Origin of the sequence: Pseudomonas aegrilactucae (assembly GCF_019168305.1) — a bacterium.
Lineage (GTDB): Bacteria > Pseudomonadota > Gammaproteobacteria > Pseudomonadales > Pseudomonadaceae > Aquipseudomonas > Aquipseudomonas aegrilactucae.
In genome coordinates this window covers 17,244-42,869 of record NZ_JAHTBI010000031.1, presented here as the reverse complement: position 1 = coordinate 42,869, position 25,626 = coordinate 17,244, and the positions used below count along the sequence as shown (strand labels likewise).

The 25,626-nt window shown below is 65.0% G+C and carries 22 protein-coding genes; 13 read left to right on the top strand and 9 right to left on the bottom strand.

The features are described from left to right. Nucleotides 1-41 precede the first annotated feature (41 nt). The 7 genes from KUO17_RS09500 to gap all read right to left on the bottom strand — a co-directional run bounded on the left by KUO17_RS09500 (nucleotide 42) and on the right by gap (nucleotide 8,021). Nucleotides 42-1,400: a CoA transferase gene (locus KUO17_RS09500; RefSeq protein WP_217975253.1), complete on the bottom strand. Its 1,359-nt coding sequence runs from the start codon at nucleotides 1,398-1,400 to the stop codon at nucleotides 42-44. A gap of 35 nt (nucleotides 1,401-1,435) precedes the next feature. Further along, entirely contained in the window at nucleotides 1,436-1,849 is a 414-nt protein-coding gene (locus tag KUO17_RS09495) for a YbaN family protein (RefSeq protein WP_217975252.1), read from the bottom strand. 55 nt (nucleotides 1,850-1,904) lie between these two features. Then, nucleotides 1,905-2,513 carry a biliverdin-producing heme oxygenase gene (locus KUO17_RS09490; protein WP_217975251.1) on the bottom strand — a complete coding sequence of 203 codons (609 nt, stop codon included), beginning with the start codon at nucleotides 2,511-2,513 and terminating at the stop codon, nucleotides 1,905-1,907. A 113-nt stretch (nucleotides 2,514-2,626) separates the two neighbouring features. Beyond that, nucleotides 2,627-5,221, bottom strand: a complete 2,595-nt coding sequence (locus KUO17_RS09485) for a TonB-dependent receptor (protein WP_217975250.1) — start codon at nucleotides 5,219-5,221, stop codon at nucleotides 2,627-2,629. A 118-nt stretch (nucleotides 5,222-5,339) separates the two neighbouring features. After that, on the bottom strand, nucleotides 5,340-6,302 hold the full coding sequence (locus tag KUO17_RS09480) for a FecR family protein (protein ID WP_425274843.1): 963 nt from the start codon (nucleotides 6,300-6,302) through the stop codon (nucleotides 5,340-5,342). A gap of 65 nt (nucleotides 6,303-6,367) precedes the next feature. After that, nucleotides 6,368-6,886, bottom strand: a complete 519-nt coding sequence (locus KUO17_RS09475) for an RNA polymerase sigma factor (RefSeq protein ID WP_217975249.1) — start codon at nucleotides 6,884-6,886, stop codon at nucleotides 6,368-6,370. 133 nt (nucleotides 6,887-7,019) lie between these two features. Further along, on the bottom strand, nucleotides 7,020-8,021 hold the full coding sequence (gene gap / locus KUO17_RS09470) for a type I glyceraldehyde-3-phosphate dehydrogenase (protein WP_217975248.1): 1,002 nt from the start codon (nucleotides 8,019-8,021) through the stop codon (nucleotides 7,020-7,022). 265 nt (nucleotides 8,022-8,286) lie between these two features. Here gap and edd point away from each other — a divergent pair, with 265 nt between their 5' ends. From edd to KUO17_RS09420, 10 genes are all read left to right on the top strand, one after another. Next, nucleotides 8,287-10,113: a phosphogluconate dehydratase gene (gene edd, locus KUO17_RS09465; protein ID WP_217975246.1), complete on the top strand. Its 1,827-nt coding sequence runs from the start codon at nucleotides 8,287-8,289 to the stop codon at nucleotides 10,111-10,113. Further along, the gene (locus tag KUO17_RS09460; protein ID WP_217975244.1) at nucleotides 10,110-11,072 is read left to right on the top strand and encodes a glucokinase; all 963 of its coding nucleotides are present in this window, start codon (nucleotides 10,110-10,112) and stop codon (nucleotides 11,070-11,072) included. Before edd ends, KUO17_RS09460 begins: the two co-directional genes overlap by 4 nt. Nucleotides 11,073-11,208: 136 nt before the next feature. Next, complete coding sequence (locus KUO17_RS09455) at nucleotides 11,209-11,925, top strand: response regulator (RefSeq protein WP_217975242.1); 717 nt, start codon at nucleotides 11,209-11,211, stop codon at nucleotides 11,923-11,925. A gap of 19 nt (nucleotides 11,926-11,944) precedes the next feature. Continuing rightward, nucleotides 11,945-13,357, top strand: coding sequence for an ATP-binding protein (locus tag KUO17_RS09450; RefSeq protein ID WP_217975282.1), 1,413 nt, complete (start codon nucleotides 11,945-11,947; stop codon nucleotides 13,355-13,357). Nucleotides 13,358-13,485: 128 nt separating this feature from the next. Then, on the top strand, nucleotides 13,486-14,748 hold the full coding sequence (locus KUO17_RS09445; protein ID WP_217975240.1) for an ABC transporter substrate-binding protein: 1,263 nt from the start codon (nucleotides 13,486-13,488) through the stop codon (nucleotides 14,746-14,748). A gap of 119 nt (nucleotides 14,749-14,867) precedes the next feature. Then, nucleotides 14,868-15,776 (top strand): carbohydrate ABC transporter permease, encoded by a 909-nt coding sequence (locus KUO17_RS09440; protein WP_217975238.1) that lies wholly within the window; start codon nucleotides 14,868-14,870, stop codon nucleotides 15,774-15,776. Next, nucleotides 15,769-16,614, top strand: coding sequence for a carbohydrate ABC transporter permease (locus KUO17_RS09435; protein WP_217975236.1), 846 nt, complete (start codon nucleotides 15,769-15,771; stop codon nucleotides 16,612-16,614). Before KUO17_RS09440 ends, KUO17_RS09435 begins: the two co-directional genes overlap by 8 nt. A 3-nt stretch (nucleotides 16,615-16,617) precedes the next feature. Continuing rightward, entirely contained in the window at nucleotides 16,618-17,778 is a 1,161-nt protein-coding gene (locus KUO17_RS09430; protein ID WP_217975234.1) for an ABC transporter ATP-binding protein, read from the top strand. 89 nt (nucleotides 17,779-17,867) lie between these two features. Continuing rightward, nucleotides 17,868-19,178, top strand: a complete 1,311-nt coding sequence (locus KUO17_RS09425) for a carbohydrate porin (RefSeq protein WP_255263502.1) — start codon at nucleotides 17,868-17,870, stop codon at nucleotides 19,176-19,178. Nucleotides 19,179-19,332: 154 nt separating this feature from the next. Next, on the top strand, nucleotides 19,333-20,187 hold the full coding sequence (locus tag KUO17_RS09420) for a D-hexose-6-phosphate mutarotase (protein ID WP_217975232.1): 855 nt from the start codon (nucleotides 19,333-19,335) through the stop codon (nucleotides 20,185-20,187). Here KUO17_RS09420 and hexR read toward each other — a convergent pair. Beyond that, nucleotides 20,180-21,040, bottom strand: a complete 861-nt coding sequence (gene hexR / locus KUO17_RS09415; RefSeq protein ID WP_217975280.1) for a DNA-binding transcriptional regulator HexR — start codon at nucleotides 21,038-21,040, stop codon at nucleotides 20,180-20,182. The two genes, KUO17_RS09420 and hexR, sit on opposite strands and share 8 nt — an antisense overlap. Nucleotides 21,041-21,253: 213 nt before the next feature. Between hexR and zwf the strand changes: the two genes are divergently transcribed. Genes zwf through KUO17_RS09400 form a run of 3 tightly spaced genes read left to right on the top strand, consistent with a single transcriptional unit; the run spans nucleotide 21,254 to nucleotide 24,112 of the window. Continuing rightward, nucleotides 21,254-22,720 carry a glucose-6-phosphate dehydrogenase gene (gene zwf, locus KUO17_RS09410; protein WP_217975231.1) on the top strand — a complete coding sequence of 489 codons (1,467 nt, stop codon included), beginning with the start codon at nucleotides 21,254-21,256 and terminating at the stop codon, nucleotides 22,718-22,720. Beyond that, complete coding sequence (gene pgl, locus KUO17_RS09405) at nucleotides 22,707-23,420, top strand: 6-phosphogluconolactonase (protein ID WP_217975230.1); 714 nt, start codon at nucleotides 22,707-22,709, stop codon at nucleotides 23,418-23,420. The genes zwf and pgl overlap by 14 nt, the downstream gene beginning before the upstream one ends. 17 nt (nucleotides 23,421-23,437) lie before the next feature. Then, nucleotides 23,438-24,112 (top strand): bifunctional 4-hydroxy-2-oxoglutarate aldolase/2-dehydro-3-deoxy-phosphogluconate aldolase, encoded by a 675-nt coding sequence (locus KUO17_RS09400; protein ID WP_217975229.1) that lies wholly within the window; start codon nucleotides 23,438-23,440, stop codon nucleotides 24,110-24,112. A gap of 133 nt (nucleotides 24,113-24,245) precedes the next feature. Here KUO17_RS09400 and KUO17_RS26890 read toward each other — a convergent pair whose 3' ends face one another. Beyond that, nucleotides 24,246-25,625: a coiled-coil domain-containing protein gene (locus tag KUO17_RS26890; RefSeq protein WP_217975286.1), complete on the bottom strand. Its 1,380-nt coding sequence runs from the start codon at nucleotides 25,623-25,625 to the stop codon at nucleotides 24,246-24,248. Nucleotide 25,626: the final 1 nt, after the last annotated feature.

Sequence of the window (25,626 nt, the reverse complement as noted above, 5' to 3'; positions counted from 1 at the left end):
TACCTGTGGGAGCTGGCTTGCCAGCGAAGAGGCCAGAGGTGTCACCACTGTGGCTTGGCCGATCCCAGCGCGCATGCCCCGCGCGCCCACTCCAGCGCTGTACCCTCCACCCGCAACGGCGCCTTGATCCGTTGCGCCGGCCCCCATGGCGTCTGCTCCAGGTGCTCGGCACGGTCCTGGGCGGTCTCTGCCGCCAACGGCAAATCCTCCACCAGCGTCCCCTGGTCCACCAGCAACCTGGCCGTGCGCGCCAGTGACAGGCGCGCCGAACTGCCGCAGCCGCTGCGCAGGCGCGTATCCAGTGCAGTGATCGCGGCGGCCGCCATCAGGTAGCCGGTGGCATGGTCCAGCGCCTGTACCGGCAATGGCACCGGACGCTCGCCCTGTTGCCAGCGCATGCCTTCGCGGGCGATGCCGCAGCTCATCTGCACCAGGCTGTCAAAACCGCGCCGTTGCTGCCACGGGCCGCTCCAGCCATAGGCATTGAGGCTCACATCGATCAGCCCCGGGTTGAGCTCGCGGCGCTGGTGCGCGCCATAGCCCAGCTGCTCCAGCGCATCGGCGCGGTAGCCGTGCAGCAGGATGTCGGCCTGTGCCAGCAAACCCTCGAATACCCCGCGGTCCGCTGCCGAACGCAGGTCCAGGCGTGCACAGCGCTTGCCCAGGGTGACTTCGGCGACCACCGCAGGCTCGTCCCAGCCTGGCGGGTCGAGGCGCAGCACCTCGGCGCCAAATCCGGCCAGCAGGCGGCTGGCCGTGGGGCCGGCGAGTATGCGGGTCAGGTCCAGCACCTTGACTCCGGCCAGCGGGCGCGCCGCAGTACCGGTCCACACCTGGGGGGCCTGGGGCGCATGCTGCTGGCGCAGTACCAGCGGCTCGGCATTCACCGCCAGGCCCTGGGGGTGGGCCGACCACTGTTGCCAGCTGCGCATCTGCGCGGCGCAGCCACCGGCGTGGACCACGGCACTTTCCAGCGCACCTGCGTCCCACTGCGCGACCTTGCGCGCCATCTGTTCGCGGTCGGCCGCCACGCCCAGCACCTGTTCGGCGGCGGCGCGGTGGTGGGCGGCATTGGTGTGCAGGCGGATCCAGCCATCGCGGGTCGGGTAGTCACCGGCCACGGCGTCCCACAGCGGCGGCAGGCTCCAGCCCAGCGGCCGGATGCTGGTGGCAAACCACATCGAGCTCAGCCGCCGGTCGACATGCACGGCCGGCTGCAGGCCGGTCTGCCCCGCGAGCAACTGGGCGATCGCCAGGCCTGCGGCGCCGATGCTGGCGCTGGCCAGTTCGGTCACTGCAAAGGTCGAGGGCAGGGCGCCGGCAGCGTGCAGGTGCAGGTGTTGCGCTGCGCTTGCGGGCAAGCCCAGCGCTTGGGTAATGCTGTAAAGCAGGTCATTCATGGTCGGCCCTCCGGGTGCAGGGCCATTGCAGACCATCAGGGCGGATTGGTCAAACCTTGCGCGCCGCGCAAGCGCTCGGGGCGCGACCAGATCCACAGGTTGCCAAGGGTCATCCCGCCGATGGCGAGGAACACCGGCCAGCGTGGGCCGAGAAACACCAGCATCAGGCCGGCGCACAGCAGCATGCTGAGGGTGGCGCTGACCTTGGCACGGCGCTGGATCACCTTGCCGTTGCGCCAGTTGAGCAGGATCGGGCCGAACAATCGGTGGTTTTCCAGCCAGGCGCTCAGGCGTGGCGAGCTGCGGGTAGCAGCCCAGGCGGCGAGCAGGATGAATTCGGTGGTGGGCAGGCCGGGGATCACGATGGCCACCAGGCCGATCCCCAGGCTCACGTAGGCGAGCAGGCCATACAGCACGCGGGACAGTTTGGAGGCGGATGGGCGGCTCATGGGGTCCATTGACTGCATGGGGTGGGCCCGGCCACTGCAATGGCCGGGCACGGCTTCAGGCCAGCTCGGCCTTCGGCGCGGTGGCGTAGGCGTGTTTGAGCAACGCGGTGAAGCGTTCGAAGGCGGCCACGGCGCCCTGTTCGGCGGCGGCTTCTTCTTCGGCGCTCAGTTCAAGGCCGTCCAGGGTGCGGGTGAACTGCTTCCAGCCTTCGGCACGGCCACCGGCCGGCTCGCCCAGGTGGCGGGCACCGAAGCTGTCCGACAGGCCCAGGCCGACGGCACGCTTGATCAGGAACGCGGCGCCGAGTTTGGAGCCTTCGGAGACGAATATCCAGCCCATTGCAGCGCCCAGGCTGGGGTTTTCCACCGCGCCTGGAAAGGCGGCGGGCACGCCGGTGTCGAGGTCGACGAGGTCGAGGCGGGCCTGCTCGGCACGGCAGCGTTCGGCGAGGTCGGGCACGATGGCGATCAGTTGCGGGTCGGTGTACAGGGCCTGGAGCTCGGACTGGAACAGGTATTGGGCGAGCACGAAGCGGGCGAAGCTTTCGCGGGTTTCGAACGGGGCATGGGATTTGACCAGCGCGTCGAGTTCGCTGTGCGGTGCGTGGGTCAGCTGGTTGAGGCGCTGCGAGCGCAGGGCGGGGCGTTCGGCGGTAGCGGTCATGGTGCATCCTTGAGGAATGAGGGCGTCGTAAGTAACCGGGTCTTATGTAACTAGACGGTTGAGGCGCGCGGAAACAGTAAAAAAACAGGGCTGGCGTGCAGCCCCGTCGCAGGTCAGATGTCCCAGACCAGGTTGATCGCGAAGTGGCGGCCCGGCATCGTCAGGCGGTCCATGTTGGCCGGCTGGGTCACCGAGGCCTCGCCGACACCGTCGTAGCCGCGCACGTCGTCCCACAGCCAGTACTTCTTGTCGGTCAGGTTGTACAGGCCGGCATTGATCGTGACGTCGTCGCTGACCTTGTAGAATCCGCTCAGGTCGAGCATGCCCAAGCCCGGGGTGCGGAACTGGCTGCTGGCCCCATCGGGCGCCTTGAACTGGCTGTCGTCGACACGCGTCTTGCGCTTGACCAGGGTCCAGCTCAACAGGCCGCCATAGCTGTCCTGCTCATAACCCAGGCCGAACACCCCGGTCAGCGGGTTGACGCTGTTCAAGGGTTCGCCGGTGTCGTTGTTGCGGCCCTGGGCATAGGCCACCGAACCCTGGGTGTACAGGCCGTGTGGCGCGCCGAAGTGATCGAGGTTCAGGCGGCCCTTGAACTCGGCGCCCTTGATGGTGGCGTGCTTGATGTTCTCGGCACGGAAGTCCATGGCGTCGGTGCCGTTGACCAGTGCATCTTCGTTGATGAAGTCGCTGTACTTGTTGTAGAACACCGCGACGGCGAAGTTGCCCGCGTCGAAGTTGCCGCGCAGGCCGGTTTCGTAGCTCTTGCTCTTCTCGGGCTCCAGGTCGGGGTTGGGCTCGACCACGTAGCCGCCGGCGAGGTTTTCGAAACGACCGTACAGCGCCTTGGCGGTCGGCGTGCGGAAGCCCTCGGCGTACTGTCCGTACCAGGTGTAGTGCTCATCGAACGCATAGGTCACGCCCAGCTTGGGCGAGAGGCGGTGCCAGTTCTTCTGCTTGTCGTTGACCGTGGTAGTGGGGCCGGTCGGCAGGGTGGCCAGAAACTCGTCGCTCAGGTGCGGCTTCAACTGGGTGTAGTCGTAGCGCGCGCCCGGCAGGAAGGTCCAGTCGTTCCAGCGGATCTCGTCCTGTGCAAACAGGCTGTAGGTGTTGATGGTCGGGTCCGGGAAGTCGCTGACCTTGACCTGGGCATCGCGCGAGCTGGCATCGCCGATGGCAAGGCAGGTGCCCCCCGCATTCAGGCAGGTGGCGGTGCCGCTGCGCGAGCCAGTGACCTTCTGCTGCTTGAGTGTGGTGCCATAGGTCAGCAGGTGCTCGGTGCTGCCAACGGCGAAGGCTTTGTCGAACTGGGCATCGAATACCCACTGGCGGTCCTGATAGAGCGTCTTGCGATCTCGGGCGACTTCCCGCCCGGCGCTGACATAGAGCTCATCGGTGCGCTGATCGGTCTTGCCGACCTGGTAGTTCAGGCTCCACTTCATGTTGTCGGCCAGCAGGCTGTCCAGGCCGAACTCGTGATTCAGGCCAAAGCGCTCGCGGGTCACGGTGTCGTTGCCAGTGCGCGCACGGTAGGCGTTCAAGGCCCCGAAGCCCGGAATGAACGGCCCGCCCACGGCGCTCAGGATGTTCTGGTCGCGGTCGTCCTTGTAGCGCTCGTAGGTCAGCCCCAGCCGCGCATCGTCGGCGTAGTTCCAGCCCAGCTTGGCCAGCACGTTGGTGGTGCGTGCATCCTGCGGGTTGGCCTCGGTGCGTTCCAGCCCGTCGCCGCTGTGGCCGCCGTACGACTCGGTTTCATGGCCATTGCGCTGGCTCAGGTGCAGCAGGCCGTCGAACTCACCGTGGCGCCCGGCCACGGTGGCCGAGGTCAGCCAGCTTTCGTCGGCCGAGCTGTAGCCGGTCTTCAGGCGTGCACCCAGGTCCATGCCGGGCTTGATGATGTCGTCCGGGTCGAGGGTGAAATAGCTGACCGCGCCGCCGATCGCGTTGCTGCCGTACAGCACCGAGGCCGGGCCGCGCAGGATCTCCACGCGCTTGATGATCTCAGGGTCGACGTAGTTGCGCTGGGTCTGGGCATAGGGGCCGTAGAAATAGCTGTCGGGGATCGACACGCCGTCGATCTGCGTCAGTACCCGCTCGCCATCGATGCCGCGGATGTTGTAGCCGTTCAGGCCGCTGCGCTGGCCTACGCCGCTGACCGACACGCCCGGCTCGTAGCGCACCAGTTCCTTGATGCTGTTGACGTTGTTGCGGTCCAGTTGCTCGCGGGTCTGCACGCTGACGGTGCTGGGTACCTGGCTCACGTTCTGGGCGGTGCGCGTGGCGCTCACGGTCACCTGTTGCAGGGTGATGGCGCTGGACACCGGGCGCTCGATCACCACGTTGCCGGCGCCGAGCTTGCGGTAGCTCAGCTGGGTGCCGGCAAGCATCTGCTGCAGGGCTTTTTCCGGGCTCATCGCGCCCTGCACGCCAGGCGAGGCCACACCCTCGGCCAGTTCGGCCGAGAGGCCGACCTGCCAGCCAGTCACGACACTGAACGCGTTGAGCGCCGACACCAGCGGCTGCTGGGCGATGGCGAAGCGGTAGTCACCCATGCGCGGGGCGCTGGCCTGGGCCGGTTCGGCGGCCAGCGCCGGCAGGCTGCAGGCGCCGCTGGCAAGCAGGGCCACGGTCAGCAGTGACAGCGTGCAACGCGGCACGCGGGCTGGGCGGGGGGTGACTGAAGACCGGCGAGTGAAACCTCTGGACATCGAAAGCGCTCCCTGTCGCGCAAATGTTATAGGTGCACCCGATTCAAAAATAAGAATCAGTTGCATTGGCTATAACGAGACGTGTGACCCCAGGGCATCGCGTAAAAAAACTTTCGAATCAGTTCAGAATCACCAGCGGCGGGTACTCGTGCAGGCGTGCGGAGGTGATGTGCGCCAGCGAGCGTACGGCCTCCAGCGGCTGGTCGAGGCGATAGTTGCCGGTGACGGCGACGTTCTGCAGGCGCTCGTCGGTGCTGATGATCCAGCCCGGGTAGTAGCGCCCCAGCTCGGCCAGTACCTGGCTCAGCGGGCAGTTCTCGAACACCAGCCGGCCGTGCACCCAGGCCAGGTCCTTCTGCAGGTCGAGGCGTTCGCGCTGGCCAAAGCCGTCCGGGCCGACGCTGATGCTGTCGCCGGCGCTGAGGCGGATACGCTGGTCGCTGCTGGCCAGCAGGTCGACGTCACCGCGCTGCACGCGCACCTGTGCCTGGCCGTCGAGGTAGCGCACCGCGAAGTCGGTGTCGCGCACGCTGGCGCGCAACGGTCCGGCGCGCAGTTCGAAGGGCTGGGCCTGGCCGCCGGGCACTTGGAAATAGGCTTCGCCCTGGAACAGCTGCGCGACGCGCTGGCGCTCGTTGATGTCGCTGGAAAACGCCGAATTGGTGTTGAGCAGCACCTTGGAGCCGTCCTTCAGCTCCAGGCGCTGGCGCTCGCCGACCACGGTGAGGTGGTCGGCCTGCAGGCGCAGGGGCAGGTTGCCGACGGTGAATACCCCCATCAGCAGGACGGCCGCCGCCGCCAGCGGTTTCCAGTGCGGGCGCAGGCGGGCCAGGCGCGCAGGGCGTTGATGCTGCTGCAACACTTGCGCAGCCTCGCGTACGCTGTCGCCGTGCCACAGCGCTTCGGCGCGCACATAGGCCGGGGCGTTCGCCGGGTCGGCTTCGAGCCAGGCTTCGAAGGCGCGGGTGTCTTCGGGGGTGGCGCACTGCAGCCGGATCAACCAGTCCAGCGCCTGGTCCATGGCGCTGTCGCGGGCAGCCGGGTCGGGCGGCGCAGGGCGATGAGGGGCACGGTCGGTCACAGCGGGTCCTTGGCAGTCTTGTTGCGGGCAATGATCAAGTGTATCGGCATGTGAGGCAAGCCGGCTCAATCGCGATTGAGACGATCGGCCACCCCTACGCAGATGGCCATGATCAGTTTCAGTTCCTTCTGAACCGTGCTGGCGGAGACGTTCAGTTGCTCGGCGATTTCCAGGTAGCTGGCGCCGTGCAGCCGGCTGAGGATGAAGATGCGCTGCTGGCGCGTGCTGAGCTGGCCGAGCGAGGCGCTCAGGCGACGCAGCAACTGGTCGGCATGCGCGGCGTCTTCGGCGCTGCTGTGGGCGGCGGCGACGTTGTGCAGCACGTCGTCGGGCACATCGTCGAGCAGGGTGCGCGCCTGCACCCGGCGTGCACGCAGGTGGTCCAGGGCCAGGTTGCGCGCCGTCTGGAACACGAACGGCTCGAGGTGTTCGATGGGGCGTTCGCCCAGCGCACGGGTGACCCGCAGGTAGGTTTCCTGAAGCAGGTCTTCGGCGGTGCTGGGGTTGTCGACCATGCGCTGCAAGGTGCGCAGCAGCGTGACCCGCTGGGCGAGAAAGAGGGAATTGAAGCGGGACTGACTCACAGCGGCACCTGACCAGGATTTCAGCGAATGATAATGCTTATCATCAATGCTGTTGGCAAGGACTGATCTGCTTGTGCTTGAGATTGCCTTCGCGGGTTTGCCAGCGAAGGCGTCAGGTCAGGTCACTGATCTATTACTGCGCGTTACAAAGCGCCAGGCAGTTATCCAGCATCCGGTTGGAGAAGCCCCACTCGTTGTCGTACCAGGCCATGACCTTGAGCATCTTGCCGGCGACCTTGGTGTGATTGGCATCGAAAATCGACGAAAGCGGGTTGTGGTTGAAGTCGCACGACACCAGCGGCAGGGTGTTGTAACCGAGGATCTTGGAATGCCGACTGGCCTCTTTCATCAGCGCATTGACCTCCTCGACGCTGGCTTCGCGCGCCAGGTTCACGGTCAGGTCCACCAGCGACACGTTGATCACCGGCACCCGTACGGCCATGCCGGTGAGCTTGCCGGCCAGCTCCGGCAGCACCAGCCCCACCGCCTCGGCAGCACCGGTCTTGCTCGGGATCATCGACTGGGTGGCCGCCCGCGCACGGTACGGATCGCTGTGGTACACGTCGGTCAGGCTCTGGTCGTTGGTGTAGGCGTGGATGGTGGTCATCAGGCCTTGCTCGATGCCCAGCTCGCGGTGCAGCACCTGGGCCACGGGTGCCAGGCAGTTGGTGGTGCACGAGGCGCTGGAGATGATCTGGTGCGACGGGCGCAGGATATCGTGGTTGACCCCGTACACCACGGTGGCGTCCACCCCTTTGCCCGGCGCCGAGATGATGACTTTGCGTGCCCCGGCAGTAAGATGGGCAGCGGCCTTGCTGCGCTCGGTGAACAGGCCGGTGCATTCGAACACCACGTCGATCGCCAGGGCTTTCCACGGCAGCTCGGCCGGGTTGCGGATGGCGCTGACCGCAATACGGTCACCGTTGACCGTCAGGCTTTCGCCATCGGACTCGACACTGGCATCGAACAGCCCGTGGACGCTGTCGTACTTGAGCAGATGGGCATTGATCGCGCTGTCGCCCAGGTCGTTGATGGCGACGACCTGCAGGTCCTGACGGTAGCCTTGGGTATACAGTGCGCGAAGAATGTTGCGGCCGATGCGGCCAAAGCCATTGATTGCGATACGAAGCGTCATGGAGCTACCTCTGGCAGACCGGGTGATGCCCTTGAACGGAGCTTGAGCATCACAAAATCTGATTTTGTTGTTGGAATTACAAGATTATTCGTAAAAAAATAGAAAACAAGCCTTTTTGCTGGCAGTATTTTGTTCAATCTACAACGAGTGACCGGCCAAGCCGTTTTTCTTCGACGATCGCCCCCTTGCCTTGAGCCTAGGCCGCAATCGTTTGTAAGGGAAACTGCCGCAGAGGTCGCTGCCCCCTTAGCCTGGAGTCCAGTACATGCATCCGCGCATTCTTGAGGTCACCGAACGGCTGATCGCCCGTAGCCGTCCCACCCGTGAACGCTACCTGCAACTGATTCGCGGCGCGGCCAGTGACGGCCCCATGCGCGCCAAGCTGCAATGCGCCAACTTCGCCCATGGCGTGGCGGGCTGCGGCACTGAAGACAAGCAAACCCTGCGCATGATGAACGCCGCCAACGTGGCCATCGTCTCGGCCTACAACGACATGCTGTCGGCGCATCAGCCCTATGAGCACTACCCTGAGCAGATCAAGCAGGCCCTGCGCGACATCGGCTCGGTCGGCCAGTTCGCCGGCGGCGTGCCGGCCATGTGCGACGGCGTCACCCAGGGCGAACCCGGCATGGAGCTGGGCATCGCCAGCCGCGAGGTGATCGCCATGTCCACTGCCATCGCACTGTCGCACAACATGTTCGACGCGGCATTGATGCTGGGCATCTGCGACAAGATCGTGCCCGGCCTGATGATGGGCGCGCTGCGCTTCGGCCACCTGCCGATGCTGTTCGTGCCGGGCGGGCCGATGCCGTCGGGTATTTCCAACAAGCAGAAGGCCGACGTGCGCCAGCGCTATGCCGAGGGCAAGGCCAGCCGTGAAGAGCTGCTGGAATCGGAGATGAAGTCCTACCACAGCCCCGGCACCTGCACCTTCTACGGCACTGCCAACACCAACCAGTTGCTGATGGAAGTGATGGGCCTGCACCTGCCTGGCGCCTCGTTCGTCAACCCCTACACGCCGCTGCGCGATGCGCTGACCGTGGAGGCCGCGCACCAGGTCACGCGCCTGACCAAGGCCAATGGCAACTTCATGCCGATTGGTGAAATCGTTGACGAGAAGGTACTGGTCAACTCCATCGTGGCGCTGCACGCCACCGGTGGCTCCACCAACCACACCCTGCACATGCCGGCGATTGCCCAGGCGGCCGGTATCCAGCTGACCTGGCAGGACATGGCCGATCTGTCCGAGGTGGTGCCGACGCTGTCGCACGTGTACCCCAACGGCAAGGCCGACATCAACCACTTCCAGGCGGCGGGCGGCATGGCCTTCCTGATCCGCGAGCTGCTCGACGCCGGGCTGCTGCACGAGGATGTGAACACCGTGGCCGGGCGTGGCCTGCGTCGCTACACCCAGGAGCCGTTCCTGGAGGACGGCAAGCTGGTCTGGCGCGAAGGCCCCCAGGCCAGCCTGGACGAGGCGATCCTGCGTCCGGTGTCCAACCCGTTCTCGGCCGAAGGCGGCCTGCGCGTGATGGAAGGCAACCTGGGGCGCGGGGTGATGAAGGTCTCGGCCGTGGCCGCCGAACACCAGGTGGTGGAAGCGCCGGCGCGGGTGTTCCATGACCAGCAGGCACTGGCCGACGCCTTCCAGGCGGGTGAGCTGGAACGTGACTTTGTTGCCGTGGTGCGCTTTCAGGGCCCGCGTTGCAATGGCATGCCCGAGCTGCACAAGATGACGCCGTTCCTTGGTGTGTTGCAGGACCGTGGCTTCAAGGTGGCGCTGGTCACCGACGGGCGCATGTCGGGGGCCTCGGGCAAGATTCCGGCGGCGATCCATGTGTGCCCGGAAGCCTTCGATGGCGGTCCGCTGGCGCGGGTGCGCGATGGTGATATCGTGCGGGTGGACGGCGCCAAGGGCACGCTGCTGGTGCGCGTGGAGCCCGATGAGCTGGCCGCCCGTGAGCTGCCGGCGCCGCCGCTGGGCAACGACCTGGGCTGTGGGCGTGAACTGTTTGGCTTCCTGCGGGTGGCGTTGAGCTCGGCCGAACAGGGCGCCAGCGCCTTCACCTCGGCATTGGAGAACTTCAAGTGAAAACAGCCCTGGTAGGGGATATCGGCGGTACCAACGCACGCTTCGCGCTGTGGAAGGACAACCGGCTGCACAACGTGCAGGTGTTCCCCACGGCCGACTACACCAGCCCCGAGCAGGCCATCAGCGCCTACCTGAGCGCGCAGGGCCTGGCCAAGGGTGAGCTGGCGGCGGTGTGCCTGGCGGTGGCCGGGCCGGTCAGCGGCGACGAGTTCCGTTTTACCAACAGCCACTGGCGCCTGAGCCGCAAGGCGTTCTGCGCCAATGTGCAGGTCGAGCAACTGCTGTTGATCAACGACTTTACCGCCATGGCCCTGGGCATGACCCGCCTGCAGCCCGACGAGGTGCGCAGCGTGTGCGCCGGTACGCCGGACCCGAGCCGCCCGGCGGTGGTGATCGGGCCGGGTACGGGGCTGGGCGTGGGCACCCTGCTCAAGCTGGGCGAGGAGCGCTGGTTGGCCCTGCCGGGCGAGGGCGGGCATGTGGACCTGCCGGTGGGCACCGAGCGCGAGGCGGCGATTCGTCAGCAGATTGCCCTCGATACCGGGCATGTAAGTGCCGAGACCGTGCTCAGTGGCGGTGGCTTGTTGCGCCTGTACCAGGCCATCTGTGTGCTGGATGGGCAGGCGGCCACGTTGAGCACCCCGGCAGAGATCACCGAGGCGGCCCTGGCGGGCGATCCGGTGGCGCTGGCGGTGATCGAGCAGTTCTGTCGCTTGCTGGGGCGGGTGGCGGGCAACAATGTGCTGACCCTGGGTGGGCGCGGCGGGGTGTTTATCGTCGGCGGGGTGATCCCGCGGTTTGCCGAGCTGTTCCTGCGCAGCGGATTTGCCGCGAGTTTTGCCGACAAGGGCTGCATGAGCGCCTACTTTGAAGGGGTGCCGGTGTGGCTGGTGACAGCGGAGTATAGCGGGCTGGAAGGGGCAGGGGTGGCGTTGCAGCAGGCCCTTTGTGGTGACTGAAGGGGCCTGTTCGCTGGCAAGCCAGCTCCCACAGGTTCCCGGCAAGGCTCACGAGCGGTGATCTCCCTGTGGGAGCTGGCTTGCCGGCGAAGGACGCACAGCCACTCTGAAGGTGATACACACAAGGACCCAAACCGTGAGCAAGTCGATACTGCTGGTCGATGACGACCAGGACATCCGTGAACTGCTGCAGGCCTACCTGAGCAAATGCGGTTTCCAGGTGCAGGCCGTGGCCGATGGCCAGGGCTTTCGCCAGGCGCTGGACGAACACGGTGCGGACCTGGTGATCCTCGATGTGATGCTGCCTGACGAAGATGGCTTCAGCCTGTGCCGCTGGGTGCGTCAGCACCCGCGCCAGGCGCAGGTGCCGATCATCATGCTGACCGCCAGCTCCGACGAGACCGACCGCGTCATCGGCCTTGAACTGGGCGCCGACGACTACCTGGGCAAACCCTTCAGCCCCCGCGAACTGCTGGCACGCATCAAGGCGCTGCTGCGCCGCGCAGGCTTCGTGCAGGAGCGCGCTGGCGGCGATGTGCTGCTGTTCGACGAGTGGCGCCTGGACACGGTCAGCCACCGCCTGTTCCACCGCGACGGCGAGGAGGTGATCCTCTCTGGCGCCGACTTCGCCCTGCTCAAGCTGTTCCTCGATCACCCGCAACAGATCCTCGATCGCGACACTATCGGCAACGCCACCCGTGGTCGCGAGCCGATGCCGCTGGACCGCATCGTCGACATGGCGGTCAGCCGCCTGCGCCAGCGCCTGCGCGACACCGACAAGCCCCCGCGCCTGATCCGTACCGTACGCGGCAGCGGCTACCTGCTGGCAGCCTGCGTTGCGCCCGCGCACTGAGCGGCGCTGGCGTCTGCCGCTGCCGCGCTCGCTGCTGGGGCGCATGCTGCTGCTGACCTTGCTGGTGGTGACGCTGGCACAGGGCCTGTCGAGTGTGATCTGGCTGTCGCAACTGCGCGCCAGCCAGCTCGAAGGGCTGGTGGCCAGCGCGCGCAGCCTGGCCCATTCGATGACCGCCAGCGTCAGCTACTTTCGCTCGCTGCCGCTGGCGTATCGACCCCTGGTGCTGGACCAGTTGCGCAGCATGGGTGGCACGCGCTTCGTGGTCTCGCTCAACGACCGCCCGCTGGACATGCAGGTGCTGCCGGTCACCCCGCGCAAGCAGGCGGTGATCGAGGCCTTCGAGCAGGTGCTGCACCAGCGCCTGGGCGAGCAGATGCAGATCTCGGTGGAGTTCGTCAGCCCCGAACAGCTGCGCATCTTCAACAGTGGTCTGAAACTCGACGAGTTGCCGCGCTCCTGGGCGCACTATTCGCTGACCCTGGAGCCGGTCAACCCGCCGGTGCTGGTGACCCAGATCCGCCTGGACGAAGACGAGTGGCTGTACATCGCCTCGCTGTTGCCCGAGCCCTACACCAGCCTTGAGGCCGAAGGCCTGCCGCGCCAGCAGGTGTGGTTCATTGCCCTGACCAGTTTCTTCCTGCTGCTGTTCATCGGCTTGCTGGTGCATTGGCAAAGCCGCCCGCTCAAGCGCCTGGCGCGGGCCGCACGGGAAATGTCGCTGGGCGCCGATGTGCCGCCGGTGGCTGAGGGTGGCGGCAGCGAAGTGGTCGAGGTGGGGCGTGCGTTCAATGCCATGCGCGAGCGCATCAGCCGCTACCTGACCGAGCGCAGCCAGCTGTTCAGTGCCATCTCGCATGACCTGCGCACGCCCATCACGCGGTTGCGCCTGCGGGTGGAACTGCTGGAGGACGAGCAGGTGCAGCACAAGTTCGGTCGCGACCTGGACGAGCTGGAACTGCTGGTCAAGGGTGCCCTGCAATGCGTGAAGGACACCGATATCCACGAGAACATCGAACCCATCGACCTCAACCAGGTGCTCGATTGCCTGGTCGAGCCGTACCTGGCCAGTGGCCGCATCACCGTGCAGGGCCGCGCCCAGGCGGCGTATCCGGGCAAGCCGCTGGCACTCAAGCGCTGCATCGGCAACCTGATCGACAACGCGCTCAAGTACGGCGAGCGCGCGCACCTGCGCATTCTGGACAGTCCCGCAGGCTTCGTGCTGCAAGTGGATGACGAAGGCCCCGGCGTGCCGGAGCAGCGTCAGGAACAGGTGTTCGAGCCGCACTTTCGCCTGGCCGGGCAGCGGCAGGGCTATGGCCTGGGGCTGGGCATCGCGCGCAACATCGCCCACAGCCACGGCGGCGAGGTCAGCCTGCGCAACCTGCGCGAAGGCGGCTTGCGCGTGACCCTGAGCCTGCCGCGCGTGTGAATGTCACCGCGCGGTGACATTCGCGCATCCCTTCGTTACTTCCACCCTGCCGCGGGCTGTTTAGACTTCGATGCAAGCGCAAGCAACATGACTTGCACCTGCATAACAACAAGAAAAGGTTCCTCTCGATGAATGCGATCAATCGCCTCGCCGCCCTTGTCTCCCTCGCTACCCTGCTGCCCCTGAGCGCCCTGGCTGCCGATACCGGTACGGTCGAAGTCACGCACTGGTGGACCTCGGGGGGTGAAAAGGCGGCGGTGGACACCCTCAAGCAGCAGATCGAAAAAGACGGCTTCATCTGGAAAGACAACGCCGTGGCCGGTGGCGGCGGTGCGGCGGCGATGACCGTGCTCAAGAGCCGTGCGGTCGCGGGCAACCCGCCAGCCGCTGCGCAGGTCAAGGGGCCCGACATTCAGGACTGGGGCGCGCTGGGCCTGCTGACCGAGCTGGACGATGTCGCCAAGGCCAACAACTGGGATACCTTGCTGCCGAAAAAAGTCGCCGACATCATGAAGTACGACGGCCACTACGTAGCGGTGCCGGTGAACATCCACCGGGTCAACTGGCTGTGGATCAACCCGCAGGTGTTCGACAAGGCCGGGGCCAAGGTGCCGACCACCCTCGATGAACTGTTCGCTGCTGCCGACAAGCTCAAGGCCGCCGGTTTCGTGCCGCTGGCCCATGGCGGCCAGCCGTGGCAGGACAGCACCGTGTTCGAAGACCTGGTGCTGAGCATCCTCGGGCCCAAGGGCTACCACGCCGCGTTCGTCGAGCTGGATGAAAAGACCCTGACCGGCGCGCAGATGCTCGAGGCGTTCAAGACCCTGCAGCGTCTGGCTACCTACATGGACCCCAACCGTGCCGGGCGTGACTGGAATATCGCGGCGGCCGAGGTGATCAACGGCAAGGCCGGCATGCAGATCATGGGTGACTGGGCCAAGAGCGAGTGGACCGCGGCGGGCAAGGTGGCCGGCAAGGACTACCAGTGCGTGGCGTTCCCGGGCACCCAGGGCAGCTTTGCCTACAACATCGATTCGCTGGCGATGTTCAGGCTCAAGAACGAAAACGACATCAAGGCCCAGAACGACCTGGCCAAGGTGGCGCTGGAGCCGCAGTTCCAGACCGTGTTCAACCAGAACAAGGGGTCGCTGCCGGTGCGCCAGGACATGGACATGAGCCCGTTCGATGCGTGCACGCAGAAGTCGGCGGTGGACTTCAAGGAGGCCGAGAAGGGTGACGGCCTGCAGCCGAGCATGGCGCACAACATGGCCACGAGCCTGGCGGTACAGGGCGCCATCTTCGATGTGGTGAGCAATTTCCTCAATGACCCGAAGGCCGACCCGGCCACGGCGGTCAAGCAGCTGAATTCGGCGATCAAGTCGGCCAAATGATTCGCTGAACCCTGACCTGTGGGCTCCCACAGGTTTTCCTGAACGCCGCAGAACCCTGTGGGAGCTGGCTTGCCAGCGAAGCGGTGCGCAGCACCGCACCTCCAACCGAGATCCTTCCGATGAGCACCGTTGCCGTCCTCAACAAGGCCTCACCCCTCGACGCACTGCAGCGCTGGCTACCCAAACTGGTACTGGCGCCGAGCATGCTGATCGTGCTGGTAGGCTTCTATGGCTACATCCTGTGGACCTTCGTCCTGTCGTTCACCAACTCAAGCTTCATGCCCAGCTACAAATGGGTGGGCCTGGCGCAATACGCACGCCTGATGGAAAACGACCGCTGGTGGGTCGCCAGCAAGAACCTGCTGCTGTTCGGCGGCCTGTTCATCGGCATCAGCCTGGTGGTCGGCGTGCTGCTGGCGGTGCTGCTCGACCAGCGCATCCGCCGCGAAGGCTTTATCCGCACGGTCTACCTCTACCCCATGGCGCTGTCGATGATCGTCACCGGCACCGCCTGGAAGTGGCTGCTCAACCCGGGCCTGGGCCTGGACAAGATGTTGCGCGACTGGGGCTGGGAAGGCTTTCGCCTGGACTGGCTGGTAGACCCCGACCGCGTCGTCTATTGCCTGGTGATCGCCGCCGTATGGCAGGCCTCGGGTTTTGTCATGGCGCTGTTCCTGGCCGGCCTGCGCGGGGTCGACCAGTCGATCATTCGTGCTGCCCAGGTGGATGGCGCGAGCCTGCCGACGATCTACCTGCGCATCGTGCTGCCGAGCCTGCGCCCGGTGTTCTTCAGTGCGCTGATGATCCTGGCGCATATCGCGATCAAGAGCTTCGACCTGGTGGCGGCGATGACCGCCGGCGGCCCGGGCTACGCCTCCGACCTGCCGGCGATGTTCATGTATTCGTTCACCTTCAGCCGCGGCCAGATGGGCATGGGCTCGGCCAGCGCAATCCTGATGCTGGGCGCGATCCTGTCGATCCTGGTGCCTTACCTGTATTCGGAACTGAGGGGCAAGCGCCATGAGTAACACATTGGTACCCCGGCGCCTGAGCCTCGGCCGCCTGGCCATCTACACCACCCTGATCGGCGCATGCGCGCTGTACCTGGTGCCGCTGATCGTGATGCTGCTGACCAGCTTCAAGAGCCCCGACGATATCCGCACCGGCAACCTGCTGAGCTGGCCCGAGGTGATCACCGGCATCGGCTGGATCAAGGCCTGGGACGCGGTCGGCGGCTACTTCTGGAACTCGGTGAAGATCACCGTGCCGGCGGTGGTGATCTCCACCCTGCTGGGCGCGCTCAACGGCTACGTGCTGTCGATGTGGCGCTTTCGCGGCTCGCAGCTGTTCTTCGGGCTGCTGCTGTTCGGCTGTTTCCTGCCGTTCCAGACCGTGCTGCTGCCGGCCTCGTTCACCCTTGGCAAGCTGGGCATCGCCAGCACCACCACCGGCCTTGTACTGATGCACATCGTCTACGGCCTGGCCTTCACCACGCTGTTTTTCCGCAACTACTACACCAGTGTGCCGCAGGCCCTGGTGCAGGCGGCGCGCCTGGATGGCGCGGGGTTCTTCACCATCTTCGGGCGCATCCTGCTGCCCATGTCGATCCCGATCATCATGGTGTGCCTGATCTGGCAGTTCACCCAGATCTGGAACGACTTTCTGTTCGGTGTGGTGTTCGCCAGCGGCGACGCACAACCGATCACCGTGGCCCTGAACAACCTGGTCAACACCAGTACCGGGGTCAAGGAATACAACGTCGACATGGCGGCGGCGATGATCGCCGGGTTACCGACCCTGTTGGTCTATGTGCTGGCTGGCAAGTATTTCCTGCGCGGGCTCACGGCCGGCGCGGTCAAGGGGTGAAACATGGCAACGCTTGAATTGCGCAACGTCAACAAGACCTACGGCAGTGGCTTGCCGGACACCTTGAAGAACATCGAACTGAAGATCGGCTCGGGCGAGTTCCTGATCCTGGTCGGGCCTTCGGGCTGCGGCAAGTCGACCCTGATGAACTGCATCGCGGGCCTCGAGCAGATCAGCGGCGGGGCGATCCTGGTGGACGACGCCGACATCAGCGGCATGAGCCCCAAGGATCGCGACATCGCCATGGTGTTCCAGTCGTACGCGCTGTACCCCACCATGAACGTGCGCGACAACATCGCCTTCGGGCTGAAGATCCGCAAGATGGCCCCGGCGGCCATCGATGAAGAGGTGGCGCGGGTCGCCAGGCTGCTGCAGATCGAGCACCTGCTGGCGCGCAAGCCCGGCCAACTGTCCGGTGGCCAGCAGCAGCGCGTGGCCATGGGCCGGGCACTGGCGCGCCGGCCCAAGATCTACCTGTTCGACGAGCCGCTGTCCAACCTCGACGCCAAGCTGCGGGTGGAGATGCGCACCGAGATCAAGCTGATGCACCAGCGCCTCAAGACCACCACCGTGTATGTCACCCATGACCAGATCGAGGCCATGACCCTGGGCGACAAGGTGGCGGTGATGAAGGACGGGCTGATCCAGCAGTTCGGCACCCCGCAGCAGATCTACAACGACCCGGCCAACCTGTTCGTGGCGAGCTTCATCGGCTCGCCGCCGATGAACTTCATCCCCCTGCGCCTGCAGCGCAAGGAGGGCCGCCTGCTGGCGTTGCTCGACAGTGGTCAGGCGCGTTGCGAGCTGCCGCTGGGCATCGGTGAGGCGGGGCTGGAGGATCGCGAGGTGATCCTGGGCATTCGCCCCGAGCAGATCAGCCTGGCCGCCAGCGAGGGCAATGGCCTGCCCAGCATTCGCGCCCAGGTGCAGATCACCGAGCCCACCGGCCCCGACACCCTGGTGTTCGTCACCCTCAACCAGACCAAGGTGTGCTGCCGCCTGGCGCCGGAGTTCGCGCCGCAGGTGGGCGAGACCCTGACGCTGCAGTTCGATCCGGCGCGGGTGCTGCTGTTCGATGCGGCCACGGGTGAGCGCCTCGGGCGCGTGGGGACGCCGGTTGAAACGGTCAGCCAGGACAACATCGCCCACTTCAAGGGGCGCTGAAATTCGCTGTAGCGCATCAACACCATCGACAACAATAAACGAGGAAACAAGGGATGGAGCATTTCAAACGCATTTTGCCTCGGGGCTGCATGATCCTGCTGGCGGCCTTCGGGGTCAGTTGTGGGGCGCAGGCTGCCGGCGCCTTCGACCCTGAGTCCAAATGGATGAGCGGCGACTGGGGCGGCACGCGCACCGAGCTGCTGGAGAAGGGCTACGACTTCTCGCTGGACTACGTGGGTGAAGTCGCCGGCAACCTCGATGGCGGCTACAACAACGACAAGACCGCACGCTACAGCGACCAGTTCGCCCTGGGTGTGAAGCTCGACCTGCAGAAGGTGCTGGGCTGGGACGACGCCGAGTTCAAGCTGGCGATCACCGAGCGCAGCGGGCGCAACCTGTCCAACGACCGCATCAGCGACCCGCGCGCCGGGCAGTTCAGCTCGGTGCAAGAGGTGTGGGGGCGCGGCCAGACCTGGCGCCTGACGCAACTGTGGGTCAAGCAGCAGTATTTCGACGGCAAGCTCGACCTCAAGGCCGGCCGCTTCGGCCCGGGCGAGGAGTTCAACAGCTTTCCCTGCGACTTCCAGAACCTGGCCTTCTGCGGCTCGCAGGTGGGCAACTGGGTAGGCAGCATCTGGTACAACTGGCCGGTCAGCCAGTGGGCGTTTCGCGCCAAGTACAACCTCACGCCGGAGTTCTTCGCGCAGGTCGGGGTGTTCGAGCAGAACCCGTCCAACCTGGAGACCGGCAACGGCTTCAAGCTCAGCGGCAGCGGCACCAAGGGCATGATCCTGCCGGTGGAGCTGGTGTGGTCGCCCAAGGTCAACGACCTGCCGGGCGAGTACCGTCTGGGTTACTACTACAGCACAGCCAAGGCCGATGACATCTACGAGGACGTCAATGGCCAGGCCCAGGGGCTGACCGGCGATGCCTTCAAGTCGCACTCCAGCAAGCATGGCTGGTGGGTGGTGGCACAGCAGCAGGTCACCGCGCATAACGGCGATGCCAGCCGTGGGCTGAGCCTGTTCGCCAACTTCACCGTGCACGACAAGGCCACCAACGTGGTCGACAACTATCAGCAGGTGGGCCTGGTGTACAAGGGCGCCTTTGATTCGCGGCCCAAGGATGATATCGGCTTTGGCGTGGCGCGGATTCACGTCAACGATGACGTGAAGAAGCGTGCGCAGCAGCTCAACGGCGTCAGCGGCATCGACGATTACGACAACATGGGCTTCGTACCGATCCAGCAGACTGAATACAACGCCGAGCTGTATTACGGCGTGCATGTGACCCGCTGGCTGACGGTACGCCCCAACCTGCAATACATCCGCCACCCGGGCGGGGTGAGCGAGGTGGACAACGCGGTCGTCGCCGGGTTGAAGATTCAGTCGTCGTTCTGAGGGAATATGTTGTAAATTTACGCCATATTCGGCGACCGCTTGCGCGGTCGTTCGCTGGCAAGCCAGCTCCCACAGGGTTCTGCGGTGCTCACAAACCCTGTGGGCGCTGGCTTGCCAGCGAATAGGCCCTCACTAACAACAAGAGTCCTGAAACATGCCCGAGCACCCGCTTCAACGCTTCTTCACCTCGCAGCGGCCGCGGCCGACCTTCGAGTGGGAGCGTTACCAGCAGCGCGATGTGCTGATCATCGATCACCCTCAATGCCAGGCGGTGTTCAGCCGCCAGGGCGCGCAACTGTTGCACTTCCAGCCCAGCGGTGAACGCCCGTGGCTGTGGTGCGCTGCCCAGTGGCCGCAAGTCGGCGCGATCCGCGGCGGCGTGCCGGTGTGCTGGCCGTGGTATGGCCGTCACCCCAGCGAAGACATGTGGCCGGCCCATGGCTGGGCGCGCCTGCTCGACTGGAAGCTGATCGACAGCAGCGAAAGCGATGAGGGCGTGACCCTCAAATGGCGCCTGCAACTGTGCGACTGGCAGGTCGACCTGGTGGCCAACCTCGGCCAGCGCATGGAACTGCAACTGAGCACCGAGCATCAGGACAGCCTGCCTTGCCAGTTGAGTCATGCTCTGCTGGCCTACTGGCGTATTAGTGACGTTTCTGAGATAGCGCTATCTGGGCTAGAGAATGCTAAGGGTTACGACCATTTGAGCCGTCAGGCCTGCCAGCAGAAGGGCGCCTTGAAAGTGCAGGGCGGGTGCCAGCGGGTGTTTCAGAATGCCGCGACCCTGCAGGTGAATGACCCGGCCTGGCAGCGTCAGTTGTGCATCGATACCGGTGACAGCGACGACACCGTGGTGTGGCATCCGGGCAGTCGGCCATTGATGGGCGTCAGTGGCAGCGAGACCCAGGGCTTCATCTGCGTGGAAGCTGCCAGCGGCAGCAGTGACAGTCTCAGCCTGGCACCGGGAGAGCGCGCGCACCTGCATCTGCAGGCGCACTCGCTCAATTGAGTTCGTCGTCGATCGGGTAGCGGCTGGCGTTGAGGCTTTCCTTGATCTTGCGCAGGTGCGGCTGGAAATCCACGCCGCGGCGCAGGGTCATGCCGGTGGCCAGCACGTCGAGCACGGTGAGCTGGATGATGCGCGAGGTCATCGGCATGTAGATGTCGGTGTCTTCGGGCAGCGGGATGTTCAGGCTCAGGCTGCTGGCCTTGGCCAGCGGCGAGTCGGCGGCGGTCAGGCCGAGTACCGAAGCGCCGTTTTCACGGGCCAGGCGTGCCACCTCCACCAGTTCGCGGGTACGCCCGGTGTAGGAGATGATCACGAACAGCTCGCCGGTGTGCGCCACCGAGGCCAGCATGCGTTGCATCAGCACGTCGGCATGCGCCGACACCGCCAGGTTGAAGCGGAAGAACTTGTGCTGCGCGTCCAGGGCTACCGGCGCCGAGGCGCCCAGCCCGAAGAAATGGATCTGGCGCGCCTGGATCAGCATGTCGACGGCGCGGCTGACCAGTTGCGGGTCGAGCTGCTGGCAGGCACTGTCGAGCGAGGCGATGGCACTGCCGAAGATCTTCTGGGTGTAGGAGGCCGGGTCATCGTCGGCTTCCACGGCCCGGCTCACGTAGGCCGCGCCGCTGGCCAGGCTCTGCGCCAGTTGCAGCTTGAGCTCGGGGTAGCCGCTGACGCCGAACGAGCGGCAGAAGCGATTGACGGTCGGTTCGCTGACCTTGGCGGCCTGGGCCAGCGCCGCGATGCTGAAGCGGGTGGCTTGCTGCGGGTTGAGCAGGATGACTTCGGCGACTTTGCGCTCAGCCTTGTTCAGCTCGTCGAGGCGGCCCTGGATCTGCTCCAGGAGGTTTCGCACGCGGTCCATGGGGAATGTCCTTGGGTCGGGGAGGCCGCCGGTTGCCATGGGCAGACGGCGTTTTATGCGGTGGCCTATCGTACTGATGGCACGGTTGGTGCACCACTTGATTCTGTGTACGGGGCAATATGTTGTTAGTTTTACTACATTAGCCCTTGAAAACTGCGGTTGAAACCGGTATTTCTACGTCAACTTGATAAAAGAACCAACATCATGGCTTCGATCACCGTTGAACCTTGCACCTTTGCCCTGTTTGGCGCCCTGGGCGACCTGGCGTTGCGCAAGCTGTTTCCGGCGCTGTATCAGCTCGATCGCGCCGGCCTGCTGCACGAGCAGACCCGTGTGCTGGCGCTGGCGCGCGAGGTGGGTAGCGTGCAGGAACACCTGGCGACGATCGAGGCGCACCTGCACCAGCACGTCGGCGCAGAGATCGAGGCCCTGGCCCTGCAGCGGTTTCTGGCGCGCCTGAGCTACCTGCATGTGGATTTCCTCCAGGTGCAGGACTATCAGGCGCTGGCCGAACAGGTAGAGCCCGGCGCGCCGTTGATCGCCTACTTTGCCACGGCGGCGGCGGTGTACGGCGGCATCTGCGAAAACCTCGACAAGGTCGGCCTGAGCGAACGCACCCGGGTGGTGCTGGAAAAGCCCATCGGCCACGACCTGGAGTCGTCGCGCCGGGTCAACGATGCGGTGGCGCAGTATTTCCCGGAAAACCGCGTGTACCGTATCGACCACTACCTGGGCAAGGAGACGGTGCAGAACCTCATAGCCCTGCGCTTTGCCAACAGCCTGTTCGAAACCCAGTGGAACCAGAACTTCATCTCTCATGTGGAGATCACGGTGGCCGAGAAAGTCGGCATCGAGGGTCGCTGGGGCTATTTCGACAAGGCCGGGCAACTGCGCGACATGATCCAGAACCACCTGCTGCAGTTACTGTGCCTGATTGCCATGGACCCGCCCAGCGACCTCTCGGCCGACAGCATCCGCGACGAGAAGGTCAAGGTGCTCAAGGCGCTGGCGCCGATCAGCGGTGAAGGCCTGGGCACCCAGGTGGTGCGCGGCCAGTACATTGCCGGCTACAGCGAAGGGCGTGCGGTGCCCGGTTACCTGGAGGAAGACAACTCCAATACCCAGAGTGATACCGAAACCTTCGTCGCACTGCGCGCCGACATTCGCAACTGGCGCTGGGCGGGGGTGCCGTTCTACCTGCGCACCGGCAAGCGCATGCCGCACAAGCTGTCGCAGATCGTGATCCATTTCAAGCAGCCGCAGCACTACATTTTCGCGGCCGAACAGCGTCTGCAGATCGGCAACAAGCTGATCATCCGCCTGCAGCCGGACGAGGGCATTTCGCTGCGGGTGATGACCAAGGAGCAGGGCCTGGACAAAGGCATGCAACTGCGCAGCGGCCCGCTGCAACTGAATTTTTCCGACACCTGGAGCAGTGCGCGTATCCCCGATGCGTACGAGCGCCTGTTGCTGGAAGTGATGCGTGGCAACCAGAACCTGTTTGTGCGCAAGGACGAAATCGAATACGCGTGGAAATGGTGCGACCAGTTGATCGCCGGCTGGAAACAGTCGGGCGAGGCGCCCAAGCCGTACGCGGCGGGCACCTGGGGGCCAATGAGCTCGATAGCACTGATTACCCGCGATGGGAGGGCATGGTATGGCGATATCTGAACTGCAACTGCCGGCGAATGTGACGGCGCATGACTTTGCCAGCCCGGCGCTGCTGGCCGAGGGCCTGGCGCGCGATGTGGCCGAGCGCCTGCGCACGGCGATCACCGCGCGCGGCGTGGCGACCCTGGTGGTATCGGGCGGGCGTAGCCCGGTGGTGTTCTTCCAGCGCCTGGCTGCGCAGCCGCTGGACTGGTCCAGGGTGGTCATCAGCCTGGCCGATGAGCGTTGGGTGCCGGTCGAGCATGCCGACAGCAACGCCGGCCTGCTGCGCCAGCACCTGTTGCAGGGCGAGGTGGCCAAGGCGCGCTTCATCGGTTTGTACCGGCCTGCCGCAACCCTGGAAGCGGCTGCACTGGAGGCTGACCAGGCCCTGGCCGAATTGCCGCGCATCGATGTACTGGTGTTGGGCATGGGCGACGACGGGCATACCGCCTCGCTGTTCCCGGCCAGCCCGAATCTGACCGAAGGCCTGGCGGCTGATGGCACGCGTCGGGTGCTGCCGATGCTGGCGCCGAGCGTGCCGCACCAGCGTCTGAGCCTGACCCGGCGTGTGCTGGCGGCGGCTGGTGCGACATTGTTGTCGGTGCAGGGGCCGGGGAAACTCGCTACCCTGCGCGCCGCGCTGTCGGGTGATGAACTGGCCGAGATGCCGATTCGTGCGTTTTTGCAAGACCCTCTGGAAATTTACTGGTGCCCATGAGCCAAGGATCCGCCGTTATGACAACCCTTCAACCTTCACAGCCGGGACTGTCCATGGCCGACAAGACAGCCTTGATCGACCGGATCTGTGGCCAGGCGCGGATTTTGCCGGTGATCACCATTGCCCGCGAGCAGGACATCCTGCCGTTGGCCGATGCGTTGGCTGCCGGTGGCTTGAAGACCCTCGAAGTCACCTTGCGTTCCGCGCATGGCCTGACCGCCATTCGTCTGTTGCGTGAGCAGCGTCCGGAGCTGTGCGTGGGTGCGGGCACCGTGCTGGACCGCAAGATGCTGGCGGCGGTCGAGCAGGCGGGCGCCCAGTTTGTGGTCACGCCGGGGTGCACCCAGGACATCCTGGAGGCGGGCGTCGACAGCCCGTTGGCGTTGCTGCCGGGTATCAGCAGTGCGTCGGAAATCATGATGGGGTATGCCCTGGGCTATCGCCGTTTCAAATTGTTCCCGGCTGAGATCAGTGGTGGGGCGGCGGCGATCAAGGCATTTGGCGGGCCGTTTGGCGAGGTGCGCTTCTGCCCGACAGGTGGGGTCAACCCGGGTAACGTCAAGCAATACATGGCGTTGGCCAACGTCATGTGCGTGGGTGGGACCTGGATGCTCGACAGTGGCTGGATCAAGAACGGTGAGTGGGACAAGGTGCGGGCGTGCAGTGCCGAGGCGCTGGCGCTGCTCGACTGACGCAATTCGTTGTGTGCTGTACGGCTTTAGGGTGCGCTTGGTCGGCGCACCTTTTTTTTTGGGTTGTGGATAACGCGCTGGCTTTGGTTCTAGATTTTGAAAGTAACCAGAAGGTCCCCCCCGGCGGGGGGAGTCAGAAACTGTCCGAGGTACTGAAACCACCGCCACCACTACTCCCTGAACTGGAGTAACCACCACCACTGCTCGAACTACTCGAACTGCTGGAACTGCTGGAACTGCTGGAGCTGGACGACCAACTGCTGTCTCTGCTGCTGTAGGAACTGCTGGAAGACACAGCCACCCGTGGCACCAGTTCCCGGTGCTCACGAATAGTCCCCACGATGTACCCCAAGGTGACATCGCGCACCATGTAATCGGCCAGCAAACGCTCGATCCCCAGCGACGTCCGATACTGATACCCATTGTCCCGGTAAAAATCGGTACGCAGCGAACGCTCCAGTTCCTTGGCGCGGTCGTAGGCCTCCTGCGCCAGCGTGTGGGTCTTGCGCGCCTCGACCAGCGTCTGCTCGACACCGCTCACCTGCGGATACAGCGTCTGCAACTGCGCGGCAATCTGGTCGTCTGCCGTGCTCGGGGTTTTCTTCACGTCCTCAAGCAGCTGTTCGATACTCTTGGCCTGCAACTGGTCGGTGATCCATTGACGTGCACGCAGGTAGTGCGGGTCCTGGTTCTGGGTGAAGGCCTGCAACTGCTGATGGATATCGTTGGCCTGTTGCTTGGTGCCCACCTGATGCTTGTACAGCGCCTTCTGCTCTTCAAGCAGTGGCGCCATACCCGCCTGGCGCTGGGCGTCGGCCAACTGTGCTCCGGTGGTTTCACTGAGCGCGGCGATCTGCGCATCGCGCTCGGCCTGCAACGCTTCGTTGCGCTGCTGCATGTTCAGCAGGCTCAGCTCGTTGCTGCGGTTGCCGGCATAATTGACCTGCCGGGCCAGCCAGGCGTCGAGCCAGCGACTGATCGGGCCATGACGGTATTGCTCGGTGCCGAAATCACGATCACGCAGGAAATAGTAGATCGGGTTGCGCCGGAACAGCGGCAACTTGTCGGCACATTCCTGACGAATCTCGGCATAGCCGGTCAGTGCTTCCTGGTTGGCCGCGGTGGCCTGTTCCAGTTGCTGCATCAGGTCGACGTAGACAGGGTCTTGCGCCAGTTGCTCCCGGGCCTGCTGGTCGAGGGCGTCCAGCTGCTCCTGCAGGCTGTGCGAGGTCTGCATCGACTGGGCGATCCCCCGCTCGACCTCCAGCAATTGCTGGCGCAGTTGCGCCTGAGCCTGCTGGCGCTCCTGCAGCGCCTGTACCACTTCCTGCTGCAGTGAAGGGGCGTGCTCCAGTTGCAGGGTAGCGATGCTGCGCAGGCGCGTGAGAATGTCCTGCTCCAGGCGCATCTGCCGCTCGGTGGCGTCAGCCAGGTCCTGCTCGGCACTGCGCAGCACTTGCTCGTAGCTGCGAGAGTTACTGGCGACAATGCCGATGAGTATGCTCGGTTTCATG

What these genes read in the sequence shown, in the direction of transcription:
- KUO17_RS09500 (WP_217975253.1), bottom strand. Translation starts at nt 1,400, where the DNA reads ATGAATGACCTGCTTTACAGCATTACCCAAGCGCTGGGCTTGCCCGCA.
- KUO17_RS09495 (WP_217975252.1), bottom strand. Translation starts at nt 1,849, where the DNA reads ATGAGCCGCCCATCCGCCTCCAAACTGTCCCGCGTGCTGTATGGCCTG.
- KUO17_RS09490 (WP_217975251.1), bottom strand. Translation starts at nt 2,513, where the DNA reads ATGACCGCTACCGCCGAACGCCCCGCCCTGCGCTCGCAGCGCCTCAAC.
- KUO17_RS09485 (WP_217975250.1), bottom strand. Translation starts at nt 5,221, where the DNA reads ATGTCCAGAGGTTTCACTCGCCGGTCTTCAGTCACCCCCCGCCCAGCC.
- gap (WP_217975248.1), bottom strand. Translation starts at nt 8,021, where the DNA reads ATGACGCTTCGTATCGCAATCAATGGCTTTGGCCGCATCGGCCGCAAC.
- edd (WP_217975246.1), top strand. Translation starts at nt 8,287, where the DNA reads ATGCATCCGCGCATTCTTGAGGTCACCGAACGGCTGATCGCCCGTAGC.
- KUO17_RS09445 (WP_217975240.1), top strand. Translation starts at nt 13,486, where the DNA reads ATGAATGCGATCAATCGCCTCGCCGCCCTTGTCTCCCTCGCTACCCTG.
- KUO17_RS09440 (WP_217975238.1), top strand. Translation starts at nt 14,868, where the DNA reads ATGAGCACCGTTGCCGTCCTCAACAAGGCCTCACCCCTCGACGCACTG.
- KUO17_RS09435 (WP_217975236.1), top strand. Translation starts at nt 15,769, where the DNA reads ATGAGTAACACATTGGTACCCCGGCGCCTGAGCCTCGGCCGCCTGGCC.
- KUO17_RS09430 (WP_217975234.1), top strand. Translation starts at nt 16,618, where the DNA reads ATGGCAACGCTTGAATTGCGCAACGTCAACAAGACCTACGGCAGTGGC.
- KUO17_RS09425 (WP_255263502.1), top strand. Translation starts at nt 17,868, where the DNA reads ATGATCCTGCTGGCGGCCTTCGGGGTCAGTTGTGGGGCGCAGGCTGCC.
- KUO17_RS09420 (WP_217975232.1), top strand. Translation starts at nt 19,333, where the DNA reads ATGCCCGAGCACCCGCTTCAACGCTTCTTCACCTCGCAGCGGCCGCGG.
- zwf (WP_217975231.1), top strand. Translation starts at nt 21,254, where the DNA reads ATGGCTTCGATCACCGTTGAACCTTGCACCTTTGCCCTGTTTGGCGCC.
- pgl (WP_217975230.1), top strand. Translation starts at nt 22,707, where the DNA reads ATGGCGATATCTGAACTGCAACTGCCGGCGAATGTGACGGCGCATGAC.
- KUO17_RS09400 (WP_217975229.1), top strand. Translation starts at nt 23,438, where the DNA reads ATGACAACCCTTCAACCTTCACAGCCGGGACTGTCCATGGCCGACAAG.
- KUO17_RS26890 (WP_217975286.1), bottom strand. Translation starts at nt 25,625, where the DNA reads ATGAAACCGAGCATACTCATCGGCATTGTCGCCAGTAACTCTCGCAGC.